The sequence below is a fragment of the Microbacterium sp. genome, assembly GCF_047607225.1.
Taxonomy (GTDB): Bacteria; Actinomycetota; Actinomycetes; order Actinomycetales; family Microbacteriaceae; genus Microbacterium.
Genome location: NZ_JASGDO010000045.1, coordinates 14502 through 36517, shown reverse-complemented (window position 1 = coordinate 36517; position 22016 = coordinate 14502). Strand labels below are relative to the sequence as shown.

The window sequence follows — 22016 nt, the reverse complement described above, 5'->3', positions numbered from 1 at the left end:
GCCCAGCGGAGTTTTCCTCGATACCCGCGGGCGCGGTTCACACGCGACGGAGCAGACCCACCTTGTCGTACACGTCGGCGAGGGTCGCCTCGGCCACCTCGTCGGCCTTGGCCGCGTTCGCGGCGAGCAGCCGGTCGAGCTCGGCGGGGTCGTCGAGCAGTTCCAGCGCGCGTTGACGCACCGGGCCGAACTCTCCGACGATCACCTCCGCGAGGCCCTTCTTGAAATCTCCGTAGCCGCGCCCGGCATACTCGTCCTCGATCGAGGGGATCTGCCGCCCGGTGAGGGCCGCGTAGATCACGAGGAGGTTGGAGACGCCGGGCTTGTTCTCCCGGTCGTAGCGCACCGAGCCTTCGGAATCGGTGACCGCTCGCATGACCTTCTTCGCGGAGACGGCCGGGTCGTCGAGGAGCCACAGCACGCCGGCGTCCGACTCCGCGGACTTCGACATCTTCGCCGTCGGGTTCTGCAGGTCGTAGATGCGCGCGGTCTCCTTCTGAATGACCGGGGTCGGCACCGTGAACGCCTTCCCGTACCGTGCGTTGAAACGCTCGGCGAGGTCGCGCGTCAGCTCGACGTGCTGCTTCTGGTCGTCGCCGACGGGAACGATGTCGGTTTGGTACAGGAGAATGTCGGCCGCCATGAGCACGGGGTAGGTGAACAGTCCCACGTTGGTCGCGTCGGCGCCGTACCGCTGCGACTTGTCCTTGAACTGCGTCATGCGTCCCGCCTCGCCGAATCCGGTGAGGGTGGCCAGGACCCATTGCAGTTGGGCGTGCGCCGCCACGTGCGACTGGACGTACAGCGTGGACTTGGACGGCTCGATGCCCGCCGCGATGTACTGCGCCGCGGTGCGCCGGGTCTTCGCACGCAGTTCGGCCGGGTCGTTCGGCTGAGTGAGGGCGTGGAGATCGACGACGGAGAAGAACGCCTCGTACGCCTCCTGCAGATCACGCCACTGGAGGAGCGCGCCGATGTAGTTGCCGATCTGGAGGGAGTCGGCGGAGGGCTGCATTCCGGAGTACAGGCGAGGTCTGGTCACCCGACAATCCTAGGCGTGCGGCGCCGGCGCGTCCGACGGAGCGAGCGGACGGGCAGGGGTCAATCGAAGGTGTAGTCGGCGATCACGGGTGCGTGGTCGCTCCACCTCGTGTCCCACGAGGGCGCCCGCACGATGCGGTAGTCGGTGACCTTCTCCGCCAGGGTGGGCGAGGCGAGGTGGTAGTCGATCCGCCACCCCGTGTCGGTGTCGAAGGCCTTGCCGCGGTTGGACCACCACGAGTACGGGCCATCGACCTCTCCGGCCCATCGCCGGCCCACGTCCACCCAGCCGAGGCCGGTTCCTGTGGTGCCGTCGACACACTCGACGGTCTCGCCCCGGGCTCCGGTGAAACGGTCGAAGTACGCGCGCTCGCGGGGGAGGAAGCCCGCCTTCTTCCGGTTACCCCTCCAGTTGCGGATGTCGAGTTCGCGATGGCCGACGTTGAGGTCGCCCGTGACGACCGCGAGCTCTCCCAGCGCGGGCAGTCGCGCCTCCATCGCGTCGAGGAAGGCGTACTTCGCCACCTGCTTCTCGGTGTCGGCCTCGCCCGTGAACACGTACGCGCTGACCACCGTGACTGCCTGGCCGGCGACCTCGATGTCGGCCTCGACCCAGCGGCCCTTCGAGTCGAGCGTGTCGTCGCCGAGCTCGGTGCGCCAGATCTCCAGCGGCTCGCGCGCAGCGATCGCCACACCGGCGCGCCCCTTTGCGAGGGCCTCGTCGTTGACGACGTGCCAGCCGGGAAGCGCCGCGGCGAGGTCGCTCGCCTCGGCGCGCACCTCTTGCAGGGTGAGGATGTCGACGTCGGCCGACTCGAGCCACCCGTGCATCCCCTTGCGTGCCGCCGCCCGGATCCCGTTGACGTTGACCGAGGCGACACGCAGGCGTTGGGGCATGGGTGCCAGCCTACTGAGAGCCGCCGACACGGCTCTGCGGACGGGTCAGCGGGATGCCGGAGCGTCCTCCTCACCCGCATCGAGGCGGGCAAGCTCATCTTCTGCGCGGCGCACCTCTCGCGTGGCGACCCACCGTGCCCAGAGGGAGGCCTCGCTCCGTGCGACGTGCGCGTCGCGGACCCGTAGGCGTGCCGCCACCAGGAGGGCCTCTCGTTCCGCGGCGCGCCGCTGCGCTTCGGTGGGGGTCACCAACGGCACGTCGCGGTCGTGGGCCGAGACCGCCACCCACGACGAGGCGACGAGGATCACGATCCCCGCGAGCCGGAACCACAGGAGGAAGCCGATGAAGACGGAGAACGTCGCCAGCAGCGGGTTGGCCGGTGTGTAGTACAGGAGCAGTCCCGCGCCCAGCTGAAGCACGACCAGGGCGCCGCCGCCGAGCATCGCTCCGGGCCAGATCCGGCCCCAGGGGAGGGTTGTGCCGGTGAGGAAGCGGACGAGGAAGGCCAGCGCTCCGGTGTTGATGACGAGCGCGATCACGAGGGACGCAAGCCGGCTGAGCACGTTGCCCCAGACGGAGAGGATGTCGCCCCCGACGACGCGGAAGAGGAACTCCACCGCCCCGCTGGCTGCCCATCCGAGCCCCGCGCCGAGCACGAGCGATCCGCCGAACAGGGCTCCGGCGACGAAGTCGCGCGCTTTCAGGAAGAGGTAGTTGCGGTCGTCGAAGGGCAGACCGAAGATGTCGCGCACGGCTCGCCGGGTGAAGGTGATGAAGCCGATGGCGGTCCAGATCGCCACCATCACCGCGACCGCACCCGTCACCGCCAGAACGCTCGTCGCGCTCCGCGCGATCTCCTCGACCGCGTCGTCGGGGATCAGCCCCGCTCCCTCGGGCCCGATGAGCCCAGGAATGTAGGAGTTGATCAGCTCGATCAGCCCGTCGATGGCGGACCGACTGCCACCGAGCCAGAGTCCGACCCCGGCGAAGGCGACGTAGATGATCGCGAAGATCGCAAAGATCGACTGGTAGCTGATGGCGGCCGCCAACAGGAAGCCGTTGTGCTGGAGGAAGTGGCGCCACACCCGAACCGGGAACCATGCCAGCGTCTTGCGGGTGATCCGCGTGGCGCGCTCGATCGGCTCGTCGAGGCGTTCGCGCAGGCCGGAATCCTCCCAGCGTGCGCGCCAGAGGTCGCTGCGGTCCTCGCTCACCCGACCAGGCTACCCAGCCTCGGAACGCGGAGCGGCTCAGCGGCCGCGCAGCACCGCCTGCTTGACCTCGGCGATGGCCTTGGTCACTTCGATCCCGCGCGGGCACGCCTCGGTGCAGTTGAAGGTCGTGCGGCATCGCCACACGCCCTCCTTGTCGTTGAGGATGTCCAGCCGCACATCGCCGGCGTCGTCACGCGAGTCGAAGATGAACCGGTGCGCGTTGACGATGGCGGCCGGGCCGAAGTACTGTCCGTCGGTCCAGAACACGGGGCACGACGACGTGCACGCCGCGCACAGGATGCACTTGGTCGTGTCGTCGAAGATCTCGCGGTCGGCGATGGACTGGATGCGCTCCTTGCCCGGCTCCGGCTTCGAGTTCGCGATGAGGAACGGCTGCACCTCGCGGTACGAAGCGAAGAACGGCTCCATGTCGACGACGAGGTCCTTCTCCAGCGGCAGGCCCTTGATGGCCTCCACGTAGATCGGCTGCGAGATGTCGAGGTCCTTGATGAGCGTCTTGCACGCGAGACGGTTGCGGCCGTTGATGCGCATGGCGTCGGAGCCGCAGATGCCGTGGGCGCACGAACGGCGGAAGGTCAGCGAGCCGTCGACCTCCCATTTGATCTTGTGGAGGGCGTCCAGCACGCGGTCGGTCGAGTACAGCTCGACGTCGTAGTCCACCCAGCGCGGCTCGCTGTCGACCTCCGGGTCGAAGCGGCGGATGATGAACGTGACGAGGAACGACTGGATGCCGGTGTCGTTGGTGGCCTCGGTGGCGGGGTCGGCGACGAGGGTCATCTCAGTACTTCCTCTCCAGCGGCGGGTAGCGCAGTTCGCCGGCCTCGTTCTTGGTGAACACGACGGGCTTCCAGTCCAGGCGGATGTGATCCTCGGGGTGCGACGAGTGCGGGTCTCCCGAGAGGTAGGCCATGGTGTGCTTCATGTAGTTCTCGTCGTCGCGGTGCGGGAAGTCGTCCCGCATGTGGCCGCCGCGGCTCTCCTTGCGGTTGCGCGCGGTGACGACGACGACCTCGGCGATGTCGAGGAGGAAGCCCAGCTCCACCGCTTCCAGCAGATCGGTGTTGAAGCGCGTGCCCTTGTCGTCGACATGGACGTTCTTGTAGCGCTCGCGGAGGTCGGCGATGACGTCCATCACCTCCGACAGCGACTGGTCGGTGCGGAACACCTGGGCCTTGCGGTCCATCTCGTCCTGCAGGGTCTTGCGGAGGACGGCGATGCGCTCCGAGCCGGGGTTGTTCCGCAGGCCCTCGAGCATCTCGCGCACCTCGCGGGCCGGATCCTCCGGGAGGGGCACGAAGTCGGCGGTCGCGGCGTACGTCACCGCGTTCCGGCCGGCGCGCTTGCCGAACACGTTGATGTCCAGGAGCGAGTTGGTGCCCAGACGGTTGGAGCCGTGGACCGACACGCAGGCGCACTCGCCCGCGGCGTAGAGGCCGGGGACGACGGTGTCGTTGTCGGCGAGGACCTCGGCGTCGACGTTGGTGGGGATGCCGCCCATCGCGTAGTGGGCGGTCGGCATCACCGGGACCGGCTCGACGACGGGGTCGACGCCCAGGTAGGTGCGGGCGAACTCGGTGATGTCGGGGAGCTTGGTCTCCAGCACCTCGGCGCCCAGGTGGGTGCAGTCCAGCAGTACGTAGTCGCGGTGGGGGCCGGCTCCGCGGCCCTCTGCCACTTCTTGCACCATGCAGCGGCTGACGATGTCGCGCGGAGCGAGGTCCTTGATCGTGGGGGCGTAGCGCTCCATGAACCGCTCGCCCGAGGCGTTGCGGAGGATCGCGCCCTCGCCGCGCGCACCCTCCGTGAGGAGGATGCCGAGTCCTGCGAGGCCGGTCGGGTGGAACTGGAAGAACTCCATGTCCTCCAGCGGCAGCTTCTTGCGCCACACCACGCCCACGCCGTCGCCGGTCAGGGTGTGGGCGTTGGAGGTCGTCTTGAAGATCTTGCCGAAGCCGCCGGTGGCGAAAACGACCGCCTTGGACTGGAAGACGTGGAGGTCTCCCGTCGCCAGTTCGTATGCGACGACGCCCGCGACCTGGGTTTCGGTGCCCTCACCGACGGTGATGAGGTCGAGCACGTAGAACTCGTTGAAGAAGTTGATCCCGAGCTTGACGCAGTTCTGGAACAGCGTCTGCAGGATCATGTGACCGGTGCGGTCGGCCGCATAGCAGGCGCGTCGCACGGGAGTCTTGCCGTGGTCGGCCGTGTGCCCGCCGAAGCGGCGCTGGTCGATCTTGCCCTCGGGGGTGCGGTTGAAGGGCAGGCCCATGTTCTCGAGGTCGATGACCGCGTCAATGGCCTCCTTGGCCAGGATCTCCGCGGCGTCCTGGTCGACGAGGTAGTCGCCGCCCTTGACGGTGTCGAAGGTGTGCCACTCCCACGAGTCCTCTTCGACGTTGGCGAGCGCCGCCGCCATGCCGCCCTGCGCCGCGCCGGTGTGCGACCGGGTGGGGTAGAGCTTGGAGATCACCGCGGTCTTCGCGCCGGGACCTGCCTCGATGGCCGCGCGCATGCCGGCGCCGCCGGCGCCCACGATGACGACGTCGAACTGGTGGTAGTAGACGCCGTCTTTGACGACCGCGTCGGGGTAGCTGAGAGTCACAGTCAGGATGCCTTGCAGATCTCGGTCAGGACGCTGCCGTCGCTGAGGTTGGGGATGCACGGGTCGAAGGTGAAGACGACGAGGGTGCCGAGCACGATGAGCAGGCCCGCGGTGATCCACAGGGCCCACACCAGCACGCGCCGTGTCTTCTCGCCCGTGACGTAGTCGTTGACGATCGTGCGCATGCCGTTCGCACCATGGATGAGCGCGAGCCAGAGCATCAGCACGTCCCACCACTGCCAGAAGGGGCTCGCGAACTTGCCGGACACGAACGCGAAGTCGATCCCGTGGATGCCCTCGCCCAGCATGAGGTTGACGAAGAGGTGGCCGAAGATGAGCACGACCAGCAGCACGCCCGAGACGCGCATGTAGATCCAGCCCCACTTCTCGAGGTTGGCGCCCTTCTTACGGGGCGCGGTGCTGCGCGGGGCAGCCAGGGTCTCGGCGGTCATCAGTGCCCCCCTCCCATGGTCGAGAAGACGATGGGGAGGTGGCGGGCGGCGAATCCGCCCACGGTCACCACCCAGAGCACGAGCACCGTCCACCACAGCTGACGCTGGTGGCGCGTGGCCCACGGCCACAGGTCCACCGCGATGATGCGGAGGCCGTTGAAGGCGTGGTACACGATCGCGGCCACGAGCACGGTCTCGCCCAGTCCCATCACGGGGTTCTTGTACGAGCTCATGACGGCGTCGTATGCATCCGGGGCGACCCGGATCAGAGCCGTGTCGAGCACGTGGACGAGCAGGAAGAAGAAGATGGCGACGCCGGTGATGCGGTGCAGCACCCACGACCACATGCCCTCGTTTCCGCGGTACAGCGTGCCGCGCGGCGTGCGGGATGTGGTCTGGGTTACCGACGGTGTGACGCGTGCTGGTGCGGACACGGTCGTCCTCCCTTTGGTGTGAACGGCACCTCGAAGCGGCGGGGGACAGCATCATCCCTGGGGCTTCCGACCCCGACGTCGCACACGGGCGCCCCTTCATCCTAGGACGGTCCTCGGGCAGGGGGCGAGTGAGGCGGGCCTTACTTCTCTCGACGTCGAGATATCGGTGCGCTGGGGCGTGGGTTCCCCGACGCGACCCCCGACTTTCGGGGGGATCGGCGTTGCGCCTCCCCAGCGCGCCTCCCCGGCGCGCCTGCCCTGTGGACGCTCAGGAGCCGCCCGCTACGCTCGGTGCCATGGTCGATCCCATTCCCGACTTCTATGCCGTCATTCCCGCGGGAGGGGTGGGAAGCCGCCTCTGGCCTCTGTCCCGCGCCGACGCTCCCAAGTTCCTCCACGATCTCACCGGCTCCGGGCACTCCCTGCTCCGAGACACGTGGGACCGTTTGGAGCCGCTGACGGGGGAGGGGCGTATCGCCGTGGTGACGGGGCGCGCACACCGAGCCGCCGTGGAGGAGCAGCTGCCGGGGATCGCCGACCACAACGTCTTCCTCGAATCGGAGCCGCGCGACTCCGCCGCCGCGATCGGACTGGCCGCGGCGATCCTGCACCGCCGCAACCCCGACGTCATCATCGGATCGTTCGCCGCCGACCACGTCATCCGCGTCCTCCCGGTGTTCCACTGGGCCGTGCAGCAAGCCGTCGCGGTCGCGCGCGAGGGCTATGTGTGCACGATCGGGATCACCCCCAGCGAGCCCTCGGTCGGGTTCGGCTACATCAAGAAGGCCGACATGCTCGAGGTGTCGGGGGCTCCCGAGGCAGCGCTCGTGGAACGCTTCGTGGAGAAGCCCGACCTCGAGACCGCGCGACAGTACGTCGCCTCGCGGGACTATCTGTGGAACGCGGGCATGTTCATCTCCCGCGCCGACGTGCTGCTCGCCGAGATCGAGGCGAACCAGCCGGAACTCCATGCCGGACTGATCGAACTCGCCGAGGCATGGGACGACCGCGACCGGCGGGGGCCTGTCGTGGACCGCGTGTGGCCCAAGCTCCGCAAGATCGCCATCGACTACGTCGTGGCGGAGCCGGCCGCCGAGCGGGGACGGCTGGCGGTGATCCCCGGACACTTCGACTGGGACGACGTCGGGGACTTCGCGAGTCTCGCCAAGCTCAACTCCGGCGGACGCAAGAACGACCTCGCGATCCTCGGCGAGAACGCGCGGATCCTTTCCGACGCCGCCAGCGGCATCGTCGTCAGCCACACCACCCGGGTGATCAGCCTCATCGGGGTCAAGGACATCGTCGTCGTCGACACCCCCGACGCACTGCTGGTGACCACCAGCGAGCACGCCCAGCGGGTCAAGGGCGTCGTCGACGCTCTGAAGCTCACCGGTCGCGGCGACGTCCTGTAGTCCGACGGCTGCAGGCGGCCCGGTCAGCGGCGCCCGTCGCCTTCCGATCTCCGCGCGGTGGTCGCCTCGATGATCGCGTCCTCCTCGGCCGCGTCACGATCGACGGGCTCCGGCGTGTTCCCCGCGTCGCCGCGAGGGTGGAGCAGGACCGTCGGAACGAGGATGCCGACGAACAGAGCGCCGACGGTTCCTGTCCAGGCGACGTTCGCCGGACCCGCCAAGAGTGCGAGCGAGTTGACGTCGGCTCCCTCGATGATGCGGAAGAGGACGAAGAGATACCCGGCCACCATCGCGAAGACCGCGTAGGCGATCGTGGCGCGCACGGCGGTGACCATGAGGTTCGGTCGCGCGTCACGGGGGAACGGGAAGCCCCGTACGAGGCAACACCACAACGCCGCCGCGAAGAAGGGGAGCGCACCCACCCACTCGGGTCCGATCCAGAAGGCGAGCACCGACCGCGTCCCGCTCTGTCCCTCCGGGAAGACGACGCGAAGGAGAAACAGGGCGGGGATGCCCTGGAGGGCCCAGACCGCCACCGCGCTCGCCGCGATGAGCGCAACCCACTCGCGTCCACGTCTGTTCGACATCTTCCTCCTCGTCCCGACCTTAGCGAGCCGTCCCACTGACGTTCAGCCGAGGGGTTACGCACGGCGGCTCCCGCCGTCGGAAACCGGTCGATCCTGAGCAGGATGCGTGCTGCGTGACGGGTTCATTGCGTCTTTGTAACCATTCGCGCTGAACGGCCTGCTCAGCGTGCAAATCAGCCGACACAATCGGTAACTTGATCCCGCATGCCCGCGAAGTCCGCGGGTCTTCGTCCGTGGAGGCACACTTGACCATTTCGACCACCAAGAAGTTTGCGGGTATCGCGGGAGCAGCTCTGCTCGTCGCGGCCCTCGCCGGCTGTGGGAGCGCCCCGCAGGCGAGCCCGTCGTCGCCCGGTGCCAGCGCACCGACCGTCGTCGATGGCTTCAAGCCCTGCCTGATCTCGGACGCGGGCGGCTGGAACGACAAGTCGTTCAACGAGTCGGCCAAGAACGGCATGGACAAGGCCGCAGCGGAGCTGGGCGTGAAGCCGCTGGAGTTCGAGTCGACCAACGACAACGACTACAGCCCGAACATGACCACCGCGATCTCCGAGGGCTGCACGCTGATCATCTCGGTCGGCTTCAAGCTCGCCGCCGCCACGGTCGAGGCCGCCAAGGCCAACCCCGACCTCAACTTCGCGATCATCGACGACTACGCCGACACGGACTTCGACGGCAAGACCGATGCTCCGAACATCAAGCCGCTCGTCTTCAACACGGCTGAGGCGGCCTACCTCGGTGGCTACGCCGCCGCGGCGTGGTCGGCTCAAGCGGGCGTGAACAAGGTCGGCACCTTCGGCGGCATGCAGATCCCGTCGGTCGCCGTGTTCATGGACGGCTACAAGCTGGGTGTGGACAAGTACAACGAGGACAAGGGCGCCGACGTCCAGGTCTTCGGCTGGGACGTCGAGTCGCAGAAGGGCGCCTTCACCGGCGGCTTCGACGCGAACGACACCGCCAAGCAGACCGCCAACTCGGTGCTCGACCAGGGCGTGGACGTCATCCTCCCCGTCGGCGGACCCATCTACAAGAGCGCGGCGGCCGCCATCGCCGACAGCGGCAAGGACACCCTGATGCTCGGTGTCGACAGCGACCTCGCCGTCGCTGACGACAGCGTCGCGGACATCACGCTCGTCTCGATCATGAAGGCCATCGACGTCGCGGTCTACGACGCCACCGTCGCCGCTGCCGCGGGCAGCTTCGACCCGGCTCCCTACGTCGGCACCCTCGAGAACGAGGGCGTCAAGCTCTCGAGCTTCCACGACTTCGAGTCGAAGCTCCCGGCGGGCCTGACCGACGAGATCGCCGCTCTGCAGAAGGCGATCGTCTCGGGCGAGATCAAGGTGGAGTCGAAGAACTCCCCGTGATCTGACCACTCACCACTCGGGGCGAGCCAGCGCAAGCGGCTCGCCCCGAGTGTCGTCCGCAGTGATATCGATGGCACCCTCCCGCCGCAGCGGGGGCGCCGGATAGGGTTTTGATATGAAGCTCGAGATACGCGGGATCACCAAGAGATTCGGCAGCCTCGTCGCCAACGACCACATCGATCTCGTGGTCCAGCCGGGGGAGATCCACGCTCTCCTCGGTGAGAACGGCGCAGGAAAGTCCACCCTCATGAACGTGCTCTACGGCCTCTACCAGGCCGACGAGGGCGAGATCCTCCTCGACGACGAGGTCCAGCACTTCCGCGGGCCGGGCGACGCGATGGCGGCGGGCATCGGCATGGTGCACCAGCACTTCATGCTCATCCCCGTGTTCACCGTCGCGGAGAACGTCATGCTCGGACACGAGGAGACCAAAGGCCTCGGGCGGCTCGACATCCAGAAGGCCCGGCAGCACGTCCGCGAGGTCGCGGAGCGCTTCGGGTTCCAGATCGACCCCGACGCGCTCGTCGGCGACCTCCCCGTCGGCGTGCAGCAGCGGGTGGAGATCATCAAGGCGCTCTCCCGCGACGCGAAGGTGCTCGTCTTCGACGAGCCCACCGCCGTGCTGACCCCGCAAGAGACCGACGAGCTCATGGCGATCATGCGCCAGCTGCGCGACGAGGGAACCTCCATCGTCTTCATCACCCACAAGCTGCGTGAGGTTCGCGAAGTCGCGGACCGCATCACCGTCATCCGCCTCGGCAAGGTGGTGGGGGAGGCATCGCCGACCGCCACCAATACCGAACTGGCCTCGCTCATGGTCGGACGCGCCGTCGAGCTGACCGTGCAGAAGGGCGCTCCGCAACTGCGCGAGGGCGGACTCTCGGTCCGCGATCTCCGTGTGCTCACCGCCGAGGGCGGGATCGTCGTCGACGGCGTCAGCTTCGATGTGCGCCCCGGCGAGGTGCTCGCCATCGCGGGAGTGCAGGGCAACGGCCAGACCGAGCTCGTCGAGGCCATCGTCGGCCTCGCCCCCCGCGTGGAGGGCTCCATTCGCCTGGGCACCACGGAGCTCGTCGGCAAGAGCGTGCGAGGGATTCTGGAGTCGGGCGTGGGCTTCGTCCCCGAGGACCGCACCGAGGACGGACTCGTGGCGGGCTTCTCGGTCGCGGAGAACCTGATCCTCGATCGATCGAGCGACCCCGAGTTCAGCCGCGCCGGGACCATCCGACGCGCGGCGCTCGACGCGTTCGCCCGTGCTCGCATCGCCGAGTACGACATCCGCACCCAGGGGCCGCAGACACCCGCAGGAAAGCTCTCCGGCGGTAACCAGCAGAAGGTCGTGATCGCGCGCGAGATGAGTCGTGACCTCCACCTCCTCGTCGCTGCGCAGCCCACCCGCGGGGTGGACGTCGGGTCCATCGAGTTCATCCACAAGCGGATCATCGAGACCCGCGACGCCGGGATCCCCGTCGTGGTGATCTCCACCGAGCTGGACGAAGTGACCGCTCTCGCCGATCGGATCGCCGTGATGTACCGCGGCACCATCGTCGGCATCGTCCCGGGCGACACTCCCCGGGACACCCTCGGCCTGATGATGGCCGGTGCGACGGATGCGGAGGTTGCGGCATGAGCGGCACGACGCCGGGCGCGGCCGATGCCGCTCGCCCCACCGAACAGCTTCCTCCGGCCAGCGGTCCGCTGACCGGCGAGGAGGTGCCGCCGCCTCCCCGCTCCAGCGTGTTCCTCAAGGAGCTGCTACGGGGAAGCGCCATGACGACGATCCTCGCGATCGTCCTGGCGATGGTGGTCGGCGGCGTGCTGATCGCGATCACGAACACCGACGTGCAGGCAGCAGCCGGCTACTTCTTCGCGCAGCCGGGCGACACCTTCGCCGCGATCTGGAACGCGGTGTACAACGGCTACGAGGCGCTCTTCCGCGGCGCCGTGTTCAACTTCCGGGGGGCGAGCTTCGAAGCCCAGATCCGCCCGCTGACGAACTCGCTCGGCTTTGCCGCTCCCTTGATCGCCGCCGGTCTCGGCGTCGCGCTCGCCTTCCGCGTCGGCCTGTTCAACATCGGTGCGCGCGGCCAGATGCTGGTCGGTGCGATGTTCGCGGGCCTGTTCGCGTTCAATCTCGACCTGCCGATCTGGATCCACCTGCCCGTCACGCTGCTGGCCGGCATCGTCGGCGGCGCGCTCTGGGGTGGCCTGGTCGGGATCCTCAAGGCCAAGACGGGCGCGCACGAGGTGATCCTCACGATCATGCTCAACTACGTCGCCTTCTACCTGCTCATGTGGATGCTCCGCACTCCGGGGCTCCTGCAGATGGAAGGACAGAACCAGCCGCAGTCGCAGCCGACGCCGGTCACCGCGCAGTTCCCCGACCTTCTGGGTCCGCTCTTCCCCCAGCTGGACTGGGGCTTCGTGATCGTCGTGGCCGCCACTCTCCTGGTGTGGTGGGTGATCGAGCGGTCGAGCCTCGGCCTTCGGCTGCGTGCGGTGGGAGAGAACCCCCACGCGGCACGCGCCGCGGGCATCAACGTCGAGCGGCTCTACGTCTACGCCATGCTCTTTGCCGGAGGGCTTGCGGGCCTCGCGGCGATGAACCAGATCCAGGGGAACGTGACGACCGGCTTCGGTGCGACGATCGACGCCGGCATCGGCTTCGACGCCATCACGGTCGCCCTCCTCGGCCGGAGCCGCGCCTGGGGCACCTTCGCGGCCGGCATCCTCTTCGGCGCGCTCAAGGCGGGATCGTTCTCGATGCAGGCCCAGGGCATCCCGGTGGACATCGTGCTGGTCGTCCAGTCGCTCATCGTGCTGTTCATCGCGGCGCCGCCGCTCTTGCGCGCCGTGTTCTTCCTTCCCAAGACGGACCTCGAGAAGGCGGCCAAGGCGCGAGCCAAGGCGGCCAAGAAGGCGGTGACGGCATGAGCGCCCCCGCTCTCGAAGCAGACGGCACCATCCAGCTCGACGTCGTGAAAGAGCGGCGCCTGAAGGTGCCCGCGGTGTTCGCGATCGTCACCGTCTTGCTGACGGTCCTGTTCGCGGCCGCCCCCCGCGGCGGCGTGTCCATCTTCCGGCTGGGCGACCCGTCGTCGGCCATCGCCATCCCCGACGTCGAGCTGCCCACCGGGCTGACGACGTGGCTGCTGGTGGCGGTGCTCGCCGCCCTCACCGTGTGGGCCGGCTGGATCGCGTGGTCGTTCCGCCCGGTTCCGCTGTGGATCGCCGCGGTCTTCGGCGTCGTGGGCGTCTTCGCCTTCCTCGTCTGGGCGGCGGCGGGCGGGCTCGTCCCGCTCCCGAGCCTGCTGTTCGGCGCCGTGTCGCTGTCGGTACCTCTCGTGTTCGGCGCGCTCGGTGGTGTCATCGGTGAGCGCGTCGGCGTCGTCAACGTCGCGATCGAGGGGCAGCTGCTCCTGGGTGCGTTCTCGGCCGCGCTGCTGTCGAGCATCACCGGGAACCCCTTCGTCGGGCTCCTGGGCGCCATGGTCGGCGGGGTGCTCGTCGCGTTCGTGCTGGCGGCCTTCGCCATCAAGTACCTGGTCGACCAGGTGATCGTCGGTGTCGTCCTCAACGTCCTCGTCACGGGTCTCACGGGCTTCCTCTATGGAGCGCTGCTCGTGCCGAACGAGGCCCAGCTCAACCGCCCCGAGCGGTTCGGGCGCATCGAGATCCCGCTCCTCAGCGACATCCCCGTGATCGGACCCGTGCTGTTCAACCAGACCTTCATCGTCTACCTCATGTTCGTGACGGTCGCCATCGTCGCCTGGGGGCTCTACCGCACCCGGTGGGGTCTTCGGCTCCGTGCCGTCGGAGAGCACCCGCAGGCGGCCGACACGGTGGGCATCAAGGTCGCCGCGACGCGGTTCTGGAACGTCTCCCTCGCCGGCGCGATCGCCGGCATCGGCGGCGCCTTCTTCACCCTCGTCTCGGTTCCGGAGTTCGGGAAGGACATGACCGCCGGCCTCGGCTTCATCGCTCTGGCCGCGGTGATCTTCGGTCGCTGGGACCCCATCCGGGCGACCCTGGCCGCACTGCTGTTCGGGTTCGCGACGAACCTCCAGAACCTGCTCACGATCTTGAAAACCCCAATCCCGAGCGAGTTCATGCTGATGCTGCCGTACATCGTGACGATCCTCGCGGTCGCCGGCTTCGCCGGGCAGATCCGCGGGCCCGCCGCCGCCGGCAAGCCGTACATCAAGGGATGACATGACCGACATCGATTGGGATCATCTGCGCGCCGTCGCGACCGAGGCGATGCAGCGCGCCTACGCGCCGTACTCGCGGTATCGCGTGGGGGCTGCCGCGCTCGTCAGCGACGGACGCGTCGTGTCCGGGTGCAACGTGGAGAACGCCTCCTACGGCGTCGGGCTGTGTGCCGAATGCGCCCTCGTGGGAGACCTCCACATGTCCGGCGGTGGCCAGCTCGTCGCCTTCGTGTGCGTCAACAACGACGGCGAGACGATCATGCCGTGCGGCCGATGCCGTCAGCTTCTGAACGAGTTCGCCCTGCCGGGCATGCTCTTGGAGACGGTGTCCGGCATCCGCACGATCGACGAAGTCCTGCCCGACGCGTTCGGGCCCCGAGACCTGGAGGCCGCGCGATGAGCAGTCCGACCACGCCCGACGTGGAGCCCTTCGACGCGGTCGACGTGATTCGCACCAAGCGTGACGGCGGTGCCGTCGCCGAAGACGCGCTGCGGTGGATGGTCGACGCCTACACGCGCGAGTACGTCGCCGACTCGCAGATGGCGGCCTTCGCGATGGCGGTGCTCCTGAACGGGATGACGAGGGACGAGATCCGCGTCATGACCGACGCGATGATCGCCTCGGGGGAGCGCATGAGCTTCGCGGGCCTGGGCAAGACCACCGTCGACAAGCACTCGACGGGAGGCGTCGGTGACAAGATCACGCTTCCGCTCGCGCCGCTCGTCGCCGCGTTCGGTGTGGCGGTGCCGCAGTTGTCGGGGCGGGGGCTCGGGCACACCGGCGGCACGCTGGACAAGCTCGAGTCGATTCCGGGGTGGCGCGCCGCTCTGTCCAACGACGAGATGTTCGCCCAGCTGCGCGACGTCGGCGCGGTGATCTGCGCGGCCGGTTCCGGCCTCGCGCCCGCCGACAAGCGGCTCTACGCCCTCCGTGACGTCACCGGAACGGTCGAGGCGATCCCTCTCATCGCGTCGAGCATCATGTCCAAGAAGATCGCCGAGGGCACCGACTCCCTCGTCCTCGACGTCAAGTTCGGATCGGGAGCGTTCATGCGCGACGTCGACCGCGCGAGAGAGCTCGCGCGGACGATGGTGGCGCTGGGCACCGACTCCGGGGTGGCGACGACGGCGCTGCTCACCGACATGAACACGCCGCTGGGTCTGGCGATCGGCAACGCCAACGAGGTCCGGGAGTCGGTGGAGGTCCTCTCCGGCGGCGGACCCGCCGACGTCGTGGAGCTGACGGTCGCGCTCGCGCGCGAGATGCTCGCCCTCGCCGGCCAGCCCGATGCCGATGTCGAGGCAGCGCTCACCGACGGACGGGCGATGGATGCGTGGCGTCGGATGATCCGGGCTCAAGACGGCGACCCCGACGCTCCGCTTCCCGCCCCGCGGGAGACGCACACGGTCGTCGCCGATCGCGAGGGCGTCGTCACGGCGCTCGAGGCGCTCCCCTTCGGAATCGCGGCGTGGCGCCTGGGCGCCGGACGCGCCCGCGCACAGGACCCGGTGATCCACGCCGCCGGTATCGATCTCCACGTCAAGCCCGGCGACCGGGTCGCTCCCGGTCAGCCCGTCTTCACCCTCCTCGCCGACGACGAGCACCGCTTCGCCCGTGCCCTCGACGCCCTCGACGGGGCGTGGACGATCGGCGACGAGGCCCCCAGCCGTTCGCCGCTCGTCCTGGAGCGCATCACCGCCTGAACGGCGGCACCCGCCATTCCATCCCTCACACCCCGGGAGAATCATGTCCATCGATCAGCACGGCGACGCGAAGCTGCAGGGCGTCTCGATCCGCTCCCTGCCGAAGGTGTCGCTGCACGACCACCTCGACGGCGCTCTGCGCCCACAGACGATCATCGAACTCGCCGACGAGATCGGGCTCGAGGTTCCCCGGACCGACGCCGACGCCCTCGCCGACTGGTTCGAAGGGCAGAGCGATTCCGGCTCGCTCGTGGAGTACCTGAAGACGTTCGACCTCACCACCGGTGTCATGCAGACCCGCGAGGGACTGCGCCGCGTGGCCAAGGAGTTCGTGGAGGATCTGGCGGCCGACGGCGTCATCTACGGTGAGGTCCGCTGGGCTCCGGAGCAGCATCTTGCCGCCGGACTGACGCTCGAGGAGGCCGTCGAGGCCGTGCAGGAGGGGATCGAGGAGGGCGAGGATGCGGTCGAGGCCCGCGGTGACGACATCCGCGTCGGGCAGCTCATCACCGCCATGCGCCACACCGATCGGGCACGAGAGATCGCCGAGCTCGCCGTCGCCTTCCGGGGACGCGGCGCCGTCGGGTTCGACATCGCCGGACCCGAGGACGGCTTCCCGCCCTCCCGTCACCGCGAGGCGTTCGATTACCTCGCCGAGCAGTTCTTCCCCGTGACGGTTCACGCGGGTGAGGCGGCGGGTCTCGACTCCATCCGCTCGGCGCTGATCGACGGCCGCGCCCTGCGCCTCGGCCACGGGGTCCGTATCGCGGAAGACCTCGAGGTGGTGTCGCAGAAGGGGGAGGAGACCTTCGTCACCTTCGGCGACCTCGCCCACTGGGTACGCGACCGTGAGATCCCGCTCGAGCTCTCGCCGTCGTCCAACCTCCAGACCGGCGCGATCGCCAGCTGGGGCACGACGATGGAGGATCACCCCTTCGACCTCCTGTACCAGCTCGGGTTCTCCGTCACGGTCAACGTCGACAACCGGACGATGAGCCGCACGTCTCTGACTCGTGAGCTGGCGCTCCTCGCCGAGACCTTCGACTACTCGCTCGACGATCTCGAAGCGTTCCAGCTGAATGCGGCCGCGGGGGCCTTCCTCTCGGTCGAGGAGCGCGAAGAGCTCATCGAGCTGATCGGTGAGGGCTTCGACCGCTGACCTCCCTCTGATGCCGTCTGCATAACTCCTCCACGTCGGCGCTGACGTCTGCCCGTCACAGGATTTCCGGCACGATCGCCGCGGAACTGGAGGAGTTGTGCAGACCCGGCCGCGGCGCGGGAGACGACAGGGCCGACCGGAGAGCCGCGAGGACGGCCTCCGGGTGCGTCAGGATGTCCTCGGCGAGGGGACGAACCGTCGTGTAGCCCAGGGCGGCCGCGGCGAGATCGCGTCGACGGTCGCTTCGCTGCGCATCCCAGCCGCTGTGGTGCGCCCTGCTGTCGCATTCCACGATGAGCCAGCCGTCGGCGAGGAGGTCGACCCGGCCGACACCGGCGATCGCCACTTGCACCTCGACGCGGCACCCGAGGCCACGGAGCATCAGCCGCACGAGCGTCTCGGTCCCCGACTCGGCGCGCGGGTCGAGGAGTCCGCCAAGGCGACGGAATCGACGAGGAAGCCGACCGAGGACGGCGGCGATGTCGGACTCGTCCACCACTGCGTGGAACCACGCGCTGTCGAGCGTGGCGATGGCGTCTCTCGGGCTCTGGCAGCGACAGGCCTGCGTCACCGCGTCGATGATCTGCGCGACCAGGTCTTGGGACGAAGACTCCGATGCCCGCCAATGTGCGACCACCCCGGTCGGACGGGGCGGGAGCCTGCTCGATCCCCGTTCGAACTGGACATGCGGGATCGCCGGTCGCGATCGCACGAACACCCCGACGGCCGCGAGCAACGACAGGCAGTCCAGCCGGCCGCCGAGCCGGCCGACCTCGACGAGTTCGCGTGGCGTCTCCACGGCGACGAATCGCCCGCGACGAAGGCGGATCAGCTGCCCCTGATCAACGAGGCGGGCGGCATGATGACGGCTGATACCGGCGCCGCGGAGATCCGACGCGGTGAGGTAGCGCGCCGTGTGGAGCTCTTCGGCGCGGGCGAGGGGACGACGAGAATCGGACATCGCTCTAGCGCACTCGCTCGCGCCCCGCGCGGTGTGCGGATGGGCCGTCCACGGGGGGAACTCGGCCCGAGTCGCGCACGGGGAGGAGTCGCCGCGCCTGCAGAACTCCTCCAGGTCGGGGCGCGAACGCGCGTGAGGGCGGCGGCGACGGGCGGACGGTGGCGGGTTGGCGGAGTTAGGCAGGTCGCCGTCGACCGTCGCGGGCGGCGCGGATCCGATCGGACTTCAGCGACTGCGTCATCGCACGCACCGTCGTGCGATAGGCGTCCTTGTTGACGTAGTACGACATCCGCTCCAGGGCCAGGTACCGGTAGCCGCCGGTCAGGTCGGGCCAGGGGACGTTGACCCTCCGACGGAACAGGGACGCACGCTCGGGGGCGTCGACCTGAGCGCGCAGATAGGCGGCGACGAGCTCCGCCTGCTCGAAGCGCCCCTGCCAGCCCAGTCCTGACGCCTCGACCATGCCCATCACATAGAGCCCATTGAACGATGGCGGGAAGATGTGCAGGAAGAGGCGGGGTGCCGCGCCCGTCCAGTGCAGATCGGCACGATCGACGAACGGATAGTCGAGACGGTAACCGGTCGCCAGCAGCACCGTGTCGTACTCGCCCGAGCTGCCGTCGCGGAAGTGGACCCTCGCGCCGTCGAACCGGTCGACGTCGGCGCGGATGCGCAGATCGCCCTGACCCAGATGGTGCAGAACGAGGGTGTTGACGATCGGGTGCGACTCGTAGATCCGATAGTCCGGTCGAGGGAACCCGAATCTCACGGGGTCGCCCGTGAACGCGCGCAGCACCCGCGTGTCGATGAACTGCTTGAGTCGAGCGGGCAGCGGACCCCCCTGGTTCAGCGTGTCCGCGGGACGGCCGAAGAGGTAGCGCGGAACGAAGTAGTAGCCGCGGCGCACGCTCATCTCCACCGAGGCCGCGTGGTGCACCGCGTCGACCGCGATATCGCAGCCGGAGTTCCCGGCGCCGACGATGAGCACCCGGCGGCCGGCGAGCTGGCTTGCGTTCTTGTAGGCGCTCGTGTGCACGATGTCGCCCGAGAACTGACCCGTGAAAGCCGGGATATGGGGCTCCGCGAGCGTGCCGTTGGCGATGATCACGCCGTCATACGCCGTCGTCGACGGTCCGTCGGGGGAGTCGGCGGTCACGCGCCAGGCGCCGGATGAGGTGCGCTCGACCGCGGTCACTCTGCTGTGGAACCGGAACCGCTCATCGAGGCCGAAGGCGGTGCTGTAGGCGCGGAAGTATCGGACGAGTTCCCGATGGCTCGGGTAGTCTGCCGTGCTCTCCATCGGGAACTCGGTGAACTCCGTGGTCGTGCGCGAGGAGATGAGGTGGGCCGACTCGTACATCGTCGAGCGGGGGTTGTCGATGTCCCACAGTCCGCCGACTCCCGCCGACGCCTCATACCCGTCGAAGTCGAGGCCCTCGCGCTGGAGCGCCCGGGCCGCGGCAAGCCCCGACGGCCCGGCGCCGATGATCGCATAGCGACGCTGAGGCATGGTCCGGTCACTCCTTCGTGGCGGATGAGGAGACGTGACGTGATGCTATCGGCTGCCCGCTGTCGTGACCGAGCCGGCTAGTCCAGCGACGCGATGAACTCTCCGGCGGACGACGTGATCTCCGCGGTCACCTTCTCGCGCGAGAGCGTGGGGACCCCGTCGCCGTCCTGAGGGCCGTAGGCGCCGAAGGACGCATGGCTGGCGCCGTCGATCTGAACTACGGTCGCCCCCGGCGGAAGGAGGTGACGGGCATCGTCGATCTTCTGCGGTGTCGACAGCCCGTCATCGCTCCCCGCCAGGCTCAGCACCGGAAGGCCGGAGCCCGAGATGTCGGTGGCGCAGTAGGAGGCGAAGAGCACCAGGGCGTCGGCATCGGTGGCGAGGCTGCACGCGCGCACGCCGCCCAGCGAGTGGCCGCCGACCGCCCACGTCTGCACCCCGGGGGCGAGATCGGTGAACGTGCTGAGCGGGCGCGGGTCGAAGAAAGCGAGGTTGAGCCAGGGCCGGGTGATCACGACGGTCAGGCCGTCCTCGGCGACGAGCCCGCTGAGTGTGCTGGCGTACGCCCACGGGTCGACCTTCGCGCCCGGGATGAACACGAGCCCCCGCGTCGCGTCGGTGTCAGCTCGCGTCGGCGACATGACGATGGCGGTGCCGTCTTCGGCGAGGCGGATGGCGGGGTCGGCGCGGACAGCGGCCAGCGGCTCCGCTTCGGCTTGATAGACCCCGACCTGGCTCCACACGACGATGCCCGTGGCGGCGAGCAGGAGCACGCCGGCCAGACCACCGCCGATCCACCACAGCAGCCGGCGCCGGCGTCGCCCCGCCCCGGTCACTCCCGCTCGGCCTGCCGCGCCGCGACGACCTCGCTCACGCGCGCGAAGAGGGGGTGGTCCTGCGTGAGCCCGGTGACCGACGCGGTGAAGTCATCGGCGGTCTGTGCCCGCAGTCTCTGCTGGAGCTCCACCGACTGCTCGTCGTCGGTGTCGTCGAAGCGCAACGCCGCGCCGATGGCCGCCAGAAGCGCATCGACGGAGAGTCCGCGCTCGGCCGCTTCGGCTGCCGGACCGACGAAGCGTTCGTGGCGGGAGAGCTTGCGCAGCGGCTGACGCCCGACACGGCCGACGGTGTCGGGAAGAGCCGGGTTGGCGAACCGGCGCAGGATCGTGGCGCGATACTCGGCAAGCTCGCCGGCATCCAGTCCGTGCTTGGCCACGAGCAGCGCCGAGGTCTCTTCGAGGGTCGCTGCGACCTTGCCCGCGATGGCGGGGTCGGCCAGAACGTCGGAGATCTTGTCGATGCCCGCCTCAGCCCCGAAGTACGCCGTGGTGGCGTGGCCCGTGTTGACGGTGAAGAGCTTGCGCTCGATGTAGGGGGCGAGATCGTCGACGAAATGCGCGCCGGGGATGTGCGGCGGCGCATCGCCGAAGGGCGGCAGCTCGATGGCCCACTCGTAGAACGGCTCCACGGTGACATCGACCCCGGATCCGGCGGGCTGCGCCGGGACGATGCGGTCGACGGCGGTGTTGGCGAAGACCGCGCGGCCTTCGAGCGCGTCCCACGCTTCACCTGCCTGGGCCTTGATCTCCTCGCGGAGCAGATCGGTCGCATTGATCGCGTTCTCGCACGCCATGATCTGCAGCGGAGGAGCGGACGGGTCGCGCAGCGCCAGGCCGGCGACGATCGGCGGGGCCACGAACTTCAGGATCGTCGGGCCGACCGCGGTGGTCACCACGTTCGCGCGGGAGATCTCGTCGACGAGCTCGTCCTGCTGTGTGGTGCTGTTGAGGGCGCGGAAACCGGTGACCACCTTGTCGGTGCCGCCGTCGCCCACCTCGTGGACCGTGTACGAGGAGGCCGCGTTGATCGCATCGACGAGCGGCGCGGCGACATCGGAGAACACGAGGTCGTAGCCGCCCTCGTGGAGGAGCAGTCCGACGAAGCCTCGCCCGATGTTGCCGGCGCCGAAGTGGACGGCTTTCATGCCTCGTTCACCGCTGCGAGCAAGGTGAACAGCTCTTCGGGGCTCTGCGCTGCCTTCAGCCGCTCGACTTCGTCCTCGTCGGAGAACAGGAGGGCGATCTGCGACAGGATCTCGAGGTGTTCGTCGCCCTTGCCGGCGATGCCCACGACGAAGCTGACGGGGTTGCCGTCCCAGTCCACTCCGCCGTCGTACCGGACGAACGAGAGAGCCGAGTCGAGGATGGCGTCTTTGGTCTCGTTGGTGCCGTGGGGAATGGCCAGCTCATTGCCCATGTAGGTCGAGACGGTCGCCTCGCGCTGCTGCATGGCGTCGAAGTACGCCCCCGTCACGGCACCTGCCGCCTCCAGGATGTCGGCTGCCTCTCGCATCGCCTGCTCCCGCGTAGCCGACCCCGCGTGGATGCGGACCTGTCCGACGTTCAAGACTTCACGTGCCATGACTGTTCTCTTTCTTCCTTCG

At 68.7% G+C, this 22016-nt stretch carries 21 protein-coding genes; 8 read left to right on the top strand and 13 right to left on the bottom strand.

The annotated features are described in order from the left end of the window. Nucleotides 1–37 precede the first annotated feature (37 nt). The 7 genes from trpS to sdhC are packed head-to-tail and all read right to left on the bottom strand — an operon-like array spanning nucleotide 38 to nucleotide 6662. The gene (trpS, locus tag QM591_RS09275; protein ID WP_415131840.1) at nucleotides 38–1042 is read right to left on the bottom strand and encodes a tryptophan--tRNA ligase; all 1005 of its coding nucleotides are present in this window, start codon (nucleotides 1040–1042) and stop codon (nucleotides 38–40) included. 59 nt (nucleotides 1043–1101) lie between these two features. Continuing rightward, a complete protein-coding gene (locus QM591_RS09270; protein WP_415131838.1) occupies nucleotides 1102–1938 on the bottom strand; it encodes an exodeoxyribonuclease III in 837 nt (278 codons plus the stop codon). Between the two features lie 45 nt (nucleotides 1939–1983). Next, nucleotides 1984–3153 (bottom strand): YihY/virulence factor BrkB family protein, encoded by a 1170-nt coding sequence (locus tag QM591_RS09265; RefSeq protein ID WP_415131836.1) that lies wholly within the window; start codon nucleotides 3151–3153, stop codon nucleotides 1984–1986. A gap of 36 nt (nucleotides 3154–3189) precedes the next feature. Beyond that, nucleotides 3190–3951 carry a succinate dehydrogenase iron-sulfur subunit gene (locus tag QM591_RS09260; protein WP_415131834.1) on the bottom strand — a complete coding sequence of 254 codons (762 nt, stop codon included), beginning with the start codon at nucleotides 3949–3951 and terminating at the stop codon, nucleotides 3190–3192. A 1-nt stretch (nucleotide 3952) separates the two neighbouring features. Then, complete coding sequence (gene sdhA, locus QM591_RS09255; RefSeq protein WP_415131832.1) at nucleotides 3953–5776, bottom strand: succinate dehydrogenase flavoprotein subunit; 1824 nt, start codon at nucleotides 5774–5776, stop codon at nucleotides 3953–3955. Nucleotides 5777–5778: 2 nt separating this feature from the next. Beyond that, the gene (locus tag QM591_RS09250) at nucleotides 5779–6228 is read right to left on the bottom strand and encodes a succinate dehydrogenase hydrophobic membrane anchor subunit (protein ID WP_415131830.1); all 450 of its coding nucleotides are present in this window, start codon (nucleotides 6226–6228) and stop codon (nucleotides 5779–5781) included. Continuing rightward, on the bottom strand, nucleotides 6228–6662 hold the full coding sequence (gene sdhC, locus QM591_RS09245; protein ID WP_082829136.1) for a succinate dehydrogenase, cytochrome b556 subunit: 435 nt from the start codon (nucleotides 6660–6662) through the stop codon (nucleotides 6228–6230). Before sdhC ends, QM591_RS09250 begins: the two co-directional genes overlap by 1 nt. A 296-nt stretch (nucleotides 6663–6958) precedes the next feature. Here sdhC and QM591_RS09240 point away from each other — a divergent pair, with 296 nt between their 5' ends. Continuing rightward, nucleotides 6959–8074, top strand: coding sequence for a mannose-1-phosphate guanylyltransferase (locus QM591_RS09240; RefSeq protein WP_415131828.1), 1116 nt, complete (start codon nucleotides 6959–6961; stop codon nucleotides 8072–8074). A 23-nt stretch (nucleotides 8075–8097) separates the two neighbouring features. On the opposite strand, the gene QM591_RS09235 is transcribed toward QM591_RS09240, so the two are convergent. Next, nucleotides 8098–8661, bottom strand: a complete 564-nt coding sequence (locus QM591_RS09235) for a hypothetical protein (RefSeq protein WP_415131826.1) — start codon at nucleotides 8659–8661, stop codon at nucleotides 8098–8100. Nucleotides 8662–8906: 245 nt separating this feature from the next. Between QM591_RS09235 and QM591_RS09230 the strand changes: the two genes are divergently transcribed. From QM591_RS09230 to QM591_RS09200, 7 genes are all read left to right on the top strand, one after another. Continuing rightward, nucleotides 8907–10028 carry a BMP family lipoprotein gene (locus QM591_RS09230; protein WP_415131824.1) on the top strand — a complete coding sequence of 374 codons (1122 nt, stop codon included), beginning with the start codon at nucleotides 8907–8909 and terminating at the stop codon, nucleotides 10026–10028. Nucleotides 10029–10143: 115 nt separating this feature from the next. After that, the gene (locus QM591_RS09225; protein WP_415131822.1) at nucleotides 10144–11658 is read left to right on the top strand and encodes an ABC transporter ATP-binding protein; all 1515 of its coding nucleotides are present in this window, start codon (nucleotides 10144–10146) and stop codon (nucleotides 11656–11658) included. Continuing rightward, a complete protein-coding gene (locus tag QM591_RS09220) occupies nucleotides 11655–12962 on the top strand; it encodes an ABC transporter permease (protein WP_415131820.1) in 1308 nt (435 codons plus the stop codon). The genes QM591_RS09225 and QM591_RS09220 overlap by 4 nt, the downstream gene beginning before the upstream one ends. Next, nucleotides 12959–14239, top strand: a complete 1281-nt coding sequence (locus QM591_RS09215) for an ABC transporter permease (protein WP_415131818.1) — start codon at nucleotides 12959–12961, stop codon at nucleotides 14237–14239. The genes QM591_RS09220 and QM591_RS09215 overlap by 4 nt, the downstream gene beginning before the upstream one ends. 1 nt (nucleotide 14240) lies before the next feature. Next, on the top strand, nucleotides 14241–14639 hold the full coding sequence (locus tag QM591_RS09210) for a cytidine deaminase (protein ID WP_067163593.1): 399 nt from the start codon (nucleotides 14241–14243) through the stop codon (nucleotides 14637–14639). Further along, nucleotides 14636–15943 carry a thymidine phosphorylase gene (locus QM591_RS09205; RefSeq protein ID WP_415131816.1) on the top strand — a complete coding sequence of 436 codons (1308 nt, stop codon included), beginning with the start codon at nucleotides 14636–14638 and terminating at the stop codon, nucleotides 15941–15943. The genes QM591_RS09210 and QM591_RS09205 overlap by 4 nt, the downstream gene beginning before the upstream one ends. A 43-nt stretch (nucleotides 15944–15986) precedes the next feature. Further along, nucleotides 15987–17102, top strand: coding sequence for an adenosine deaminase (locus QM591_RS09200; RefSeq protein WP_415131814.1), 1116 nt, complete (start codon nucleotides 15987–15989; stop codon nucleotides 17100–17102). A gap of 55 nt (nucleotides 17103–17157) precedes the next feature. Here the strand turns inward: QM591_RS09200 and QM591_RS09195 are convergent, their stop codons facing one another. The 5 genes from QM591_RS09195 to QM591_RS09175 form a co-directional block, all read right to left on the bottom strand. Then, nucleotides 17158–18063, bottom strand: coding sequence for a type IV toxin-antitoxin system AbiEi family antitoxin domain-containing protein (locus QM591_RS09195; RefSeq protein ID WP_415131812.1), 906 nt, complete (start codon nucleotides 18061–18063; stop codon nucleotides 17158–17160). A 175-nt stretch (nucleotides 18064–18238) separates the two neighbouring features. Beyond that, a complete protein-coding gene (locus QM591_RS09190; RefSeq protein WP_415131810.1) occupies nucleotides 18239–19573 on the bottom strand; it encodes a flavin-containing monooxygenase in 1335 nt (444 codons plus the stop codon). Between the two features lie 77 nt (nucleotides 19574–19650). Next, nucleotides 19651–20409 (bottom strand): alpha/beta hydrolase, encoded by a 759-nt coding sequence (locus QM591_RS09185; protein WP_415131808.1) that lies wholly within the window; start codon nucleotides 20407–20409, stop codon nucleotides 19651–19653. After that, complete coding sequence (locus QM591_RS09180; RefSeq protein WP_415131806.1) at nucleotides 20406–21557, bottom strand: mannitol-1-phosphate 5-dehydrogenase; 1152 nt, start codon at nucleotides 21555–21557, stop codon at nucleotides 20406–20408. Before QM591_RS09180 ends, QM591_RS09185 begins: the two co-directional genes overlap by 4 nt. Continuing rightward, complete coding sequence (locus QM591_RS09175; protein WP_415131804.1) at nucleotides 21554–21994, bottom strand: PTS sugar transporter subunit IIA; 441 nt, start codon at nucleotides 21992–21994, stop codon at nucleotides 21554–21556. The genes QM591_RS09180 and QM591_RS09175 overlap by 4 nt, the downstream gene beginning before the upstream one ends. Nucleotides 21995–22016 lie beyond the last annotated feature (22 nt).

Coding starts and splice junctions, on each gene's coding strand:
- QM591_RS09270 (WP_415131838.1), bottom strand. CDS start 1,938: ATGCCCCAACGCCTGCGTGTCGCCTCGGTCAACGTCAACGGGATCCGG.
- QM591_RS09260 (WP_415131834.1), bottom strand. CDS start 3,951: ATGACCCTCGTCGCCGACCCCGCCACCGAGGCCACCAACGACACCGGC.
- QM591_RS09250 (WP_415131830.1), bottom strand. CDS start 6,228: ATGACCGCCGAGACCCTGGCTGCCCCGCGCAGCACCGCGCCCCGTAAG.
- QM591_RS09240 (WP_415131828.1), top strand. CDS start 6,959: ATGGTCGATCCCATTCCCGACTTCTATGCCGTCATTCCCGCGGGAGGG.
- QM591_RS09235 (WP_415131826.1), bottom strand. CDS start 8,661: ATGTCGAACAGACGTGGACGCGAGTGGGTTGCGCTCATCGCGGCGAGC.
- QM591_RS09225 (WP_415131822.1), top strand. CDS start 10,144: ATGAAGCTCGAGATACGCGGGATCACCAAGAGATTCGGCAGCCTCGTC.
- QM591_RS09220 (WP_415131820.1), top strand. CDS start 11,655: ATGAGCGGCACGACGCCGGGCGCGGCCGATGCCGCTCGCCCCACCGAA.
- QM591_RS09215 (WP_415131818.1), top strand. CDS start 12,959: ATGAGCGCCCCCGCTCTCGAAGCAGACGGCACCATCCAGCTCGACGTC.
- QM591_RS09210 (WP_067163593.1), top strand. CDS start 14,241: ATGACCGACATCGATTGGGATCATCTGCGCGCCGTCGCGACCGAGGCG.
- QM591_RS09205 (WP_415131816.1), top strand. CDS start 14,636: ATGAGCAGTCCGACCACGCCCGACGTGGAGCCCTTCGACGCGGTCGAC.
- QM591_RS09200 (WP_415131814.1), top strand. CDS start 15,987: ATGTCCATCGATCAGCACGGCGACGCGAAGCTGCAGGGCGTCTCGATC.
- QM591_RS09195 (WP_415131812.1), bottom strand. CDS start 18,063: ATGTCCGATTCTCGTCGTCCCCTCGCCCGCGCCGAAGAGCTCCACACG.
- QM591_RS09190 (WP_415131810.1), bottom strand. CDS start 19,573: ATGCCTCAGCGTCGCTATGCGATCATCGGCGCCGGGCCGTCGGGGCTT.
- QM591_RS09180 (WP_415131806.1), bottom strand. CDS start 21,557: ATGAAAGCCGTCCACTTCGGCGCCGGCAACATCGGGCGAGGCTTCGTC.
- QM591_RS09175 (WP_415131804.1), bottom strand. CDS start 21,994: ATGGCACGTGAAGTCTTGAACGTCGGACAGGTCCGCATCCACGCGGGG.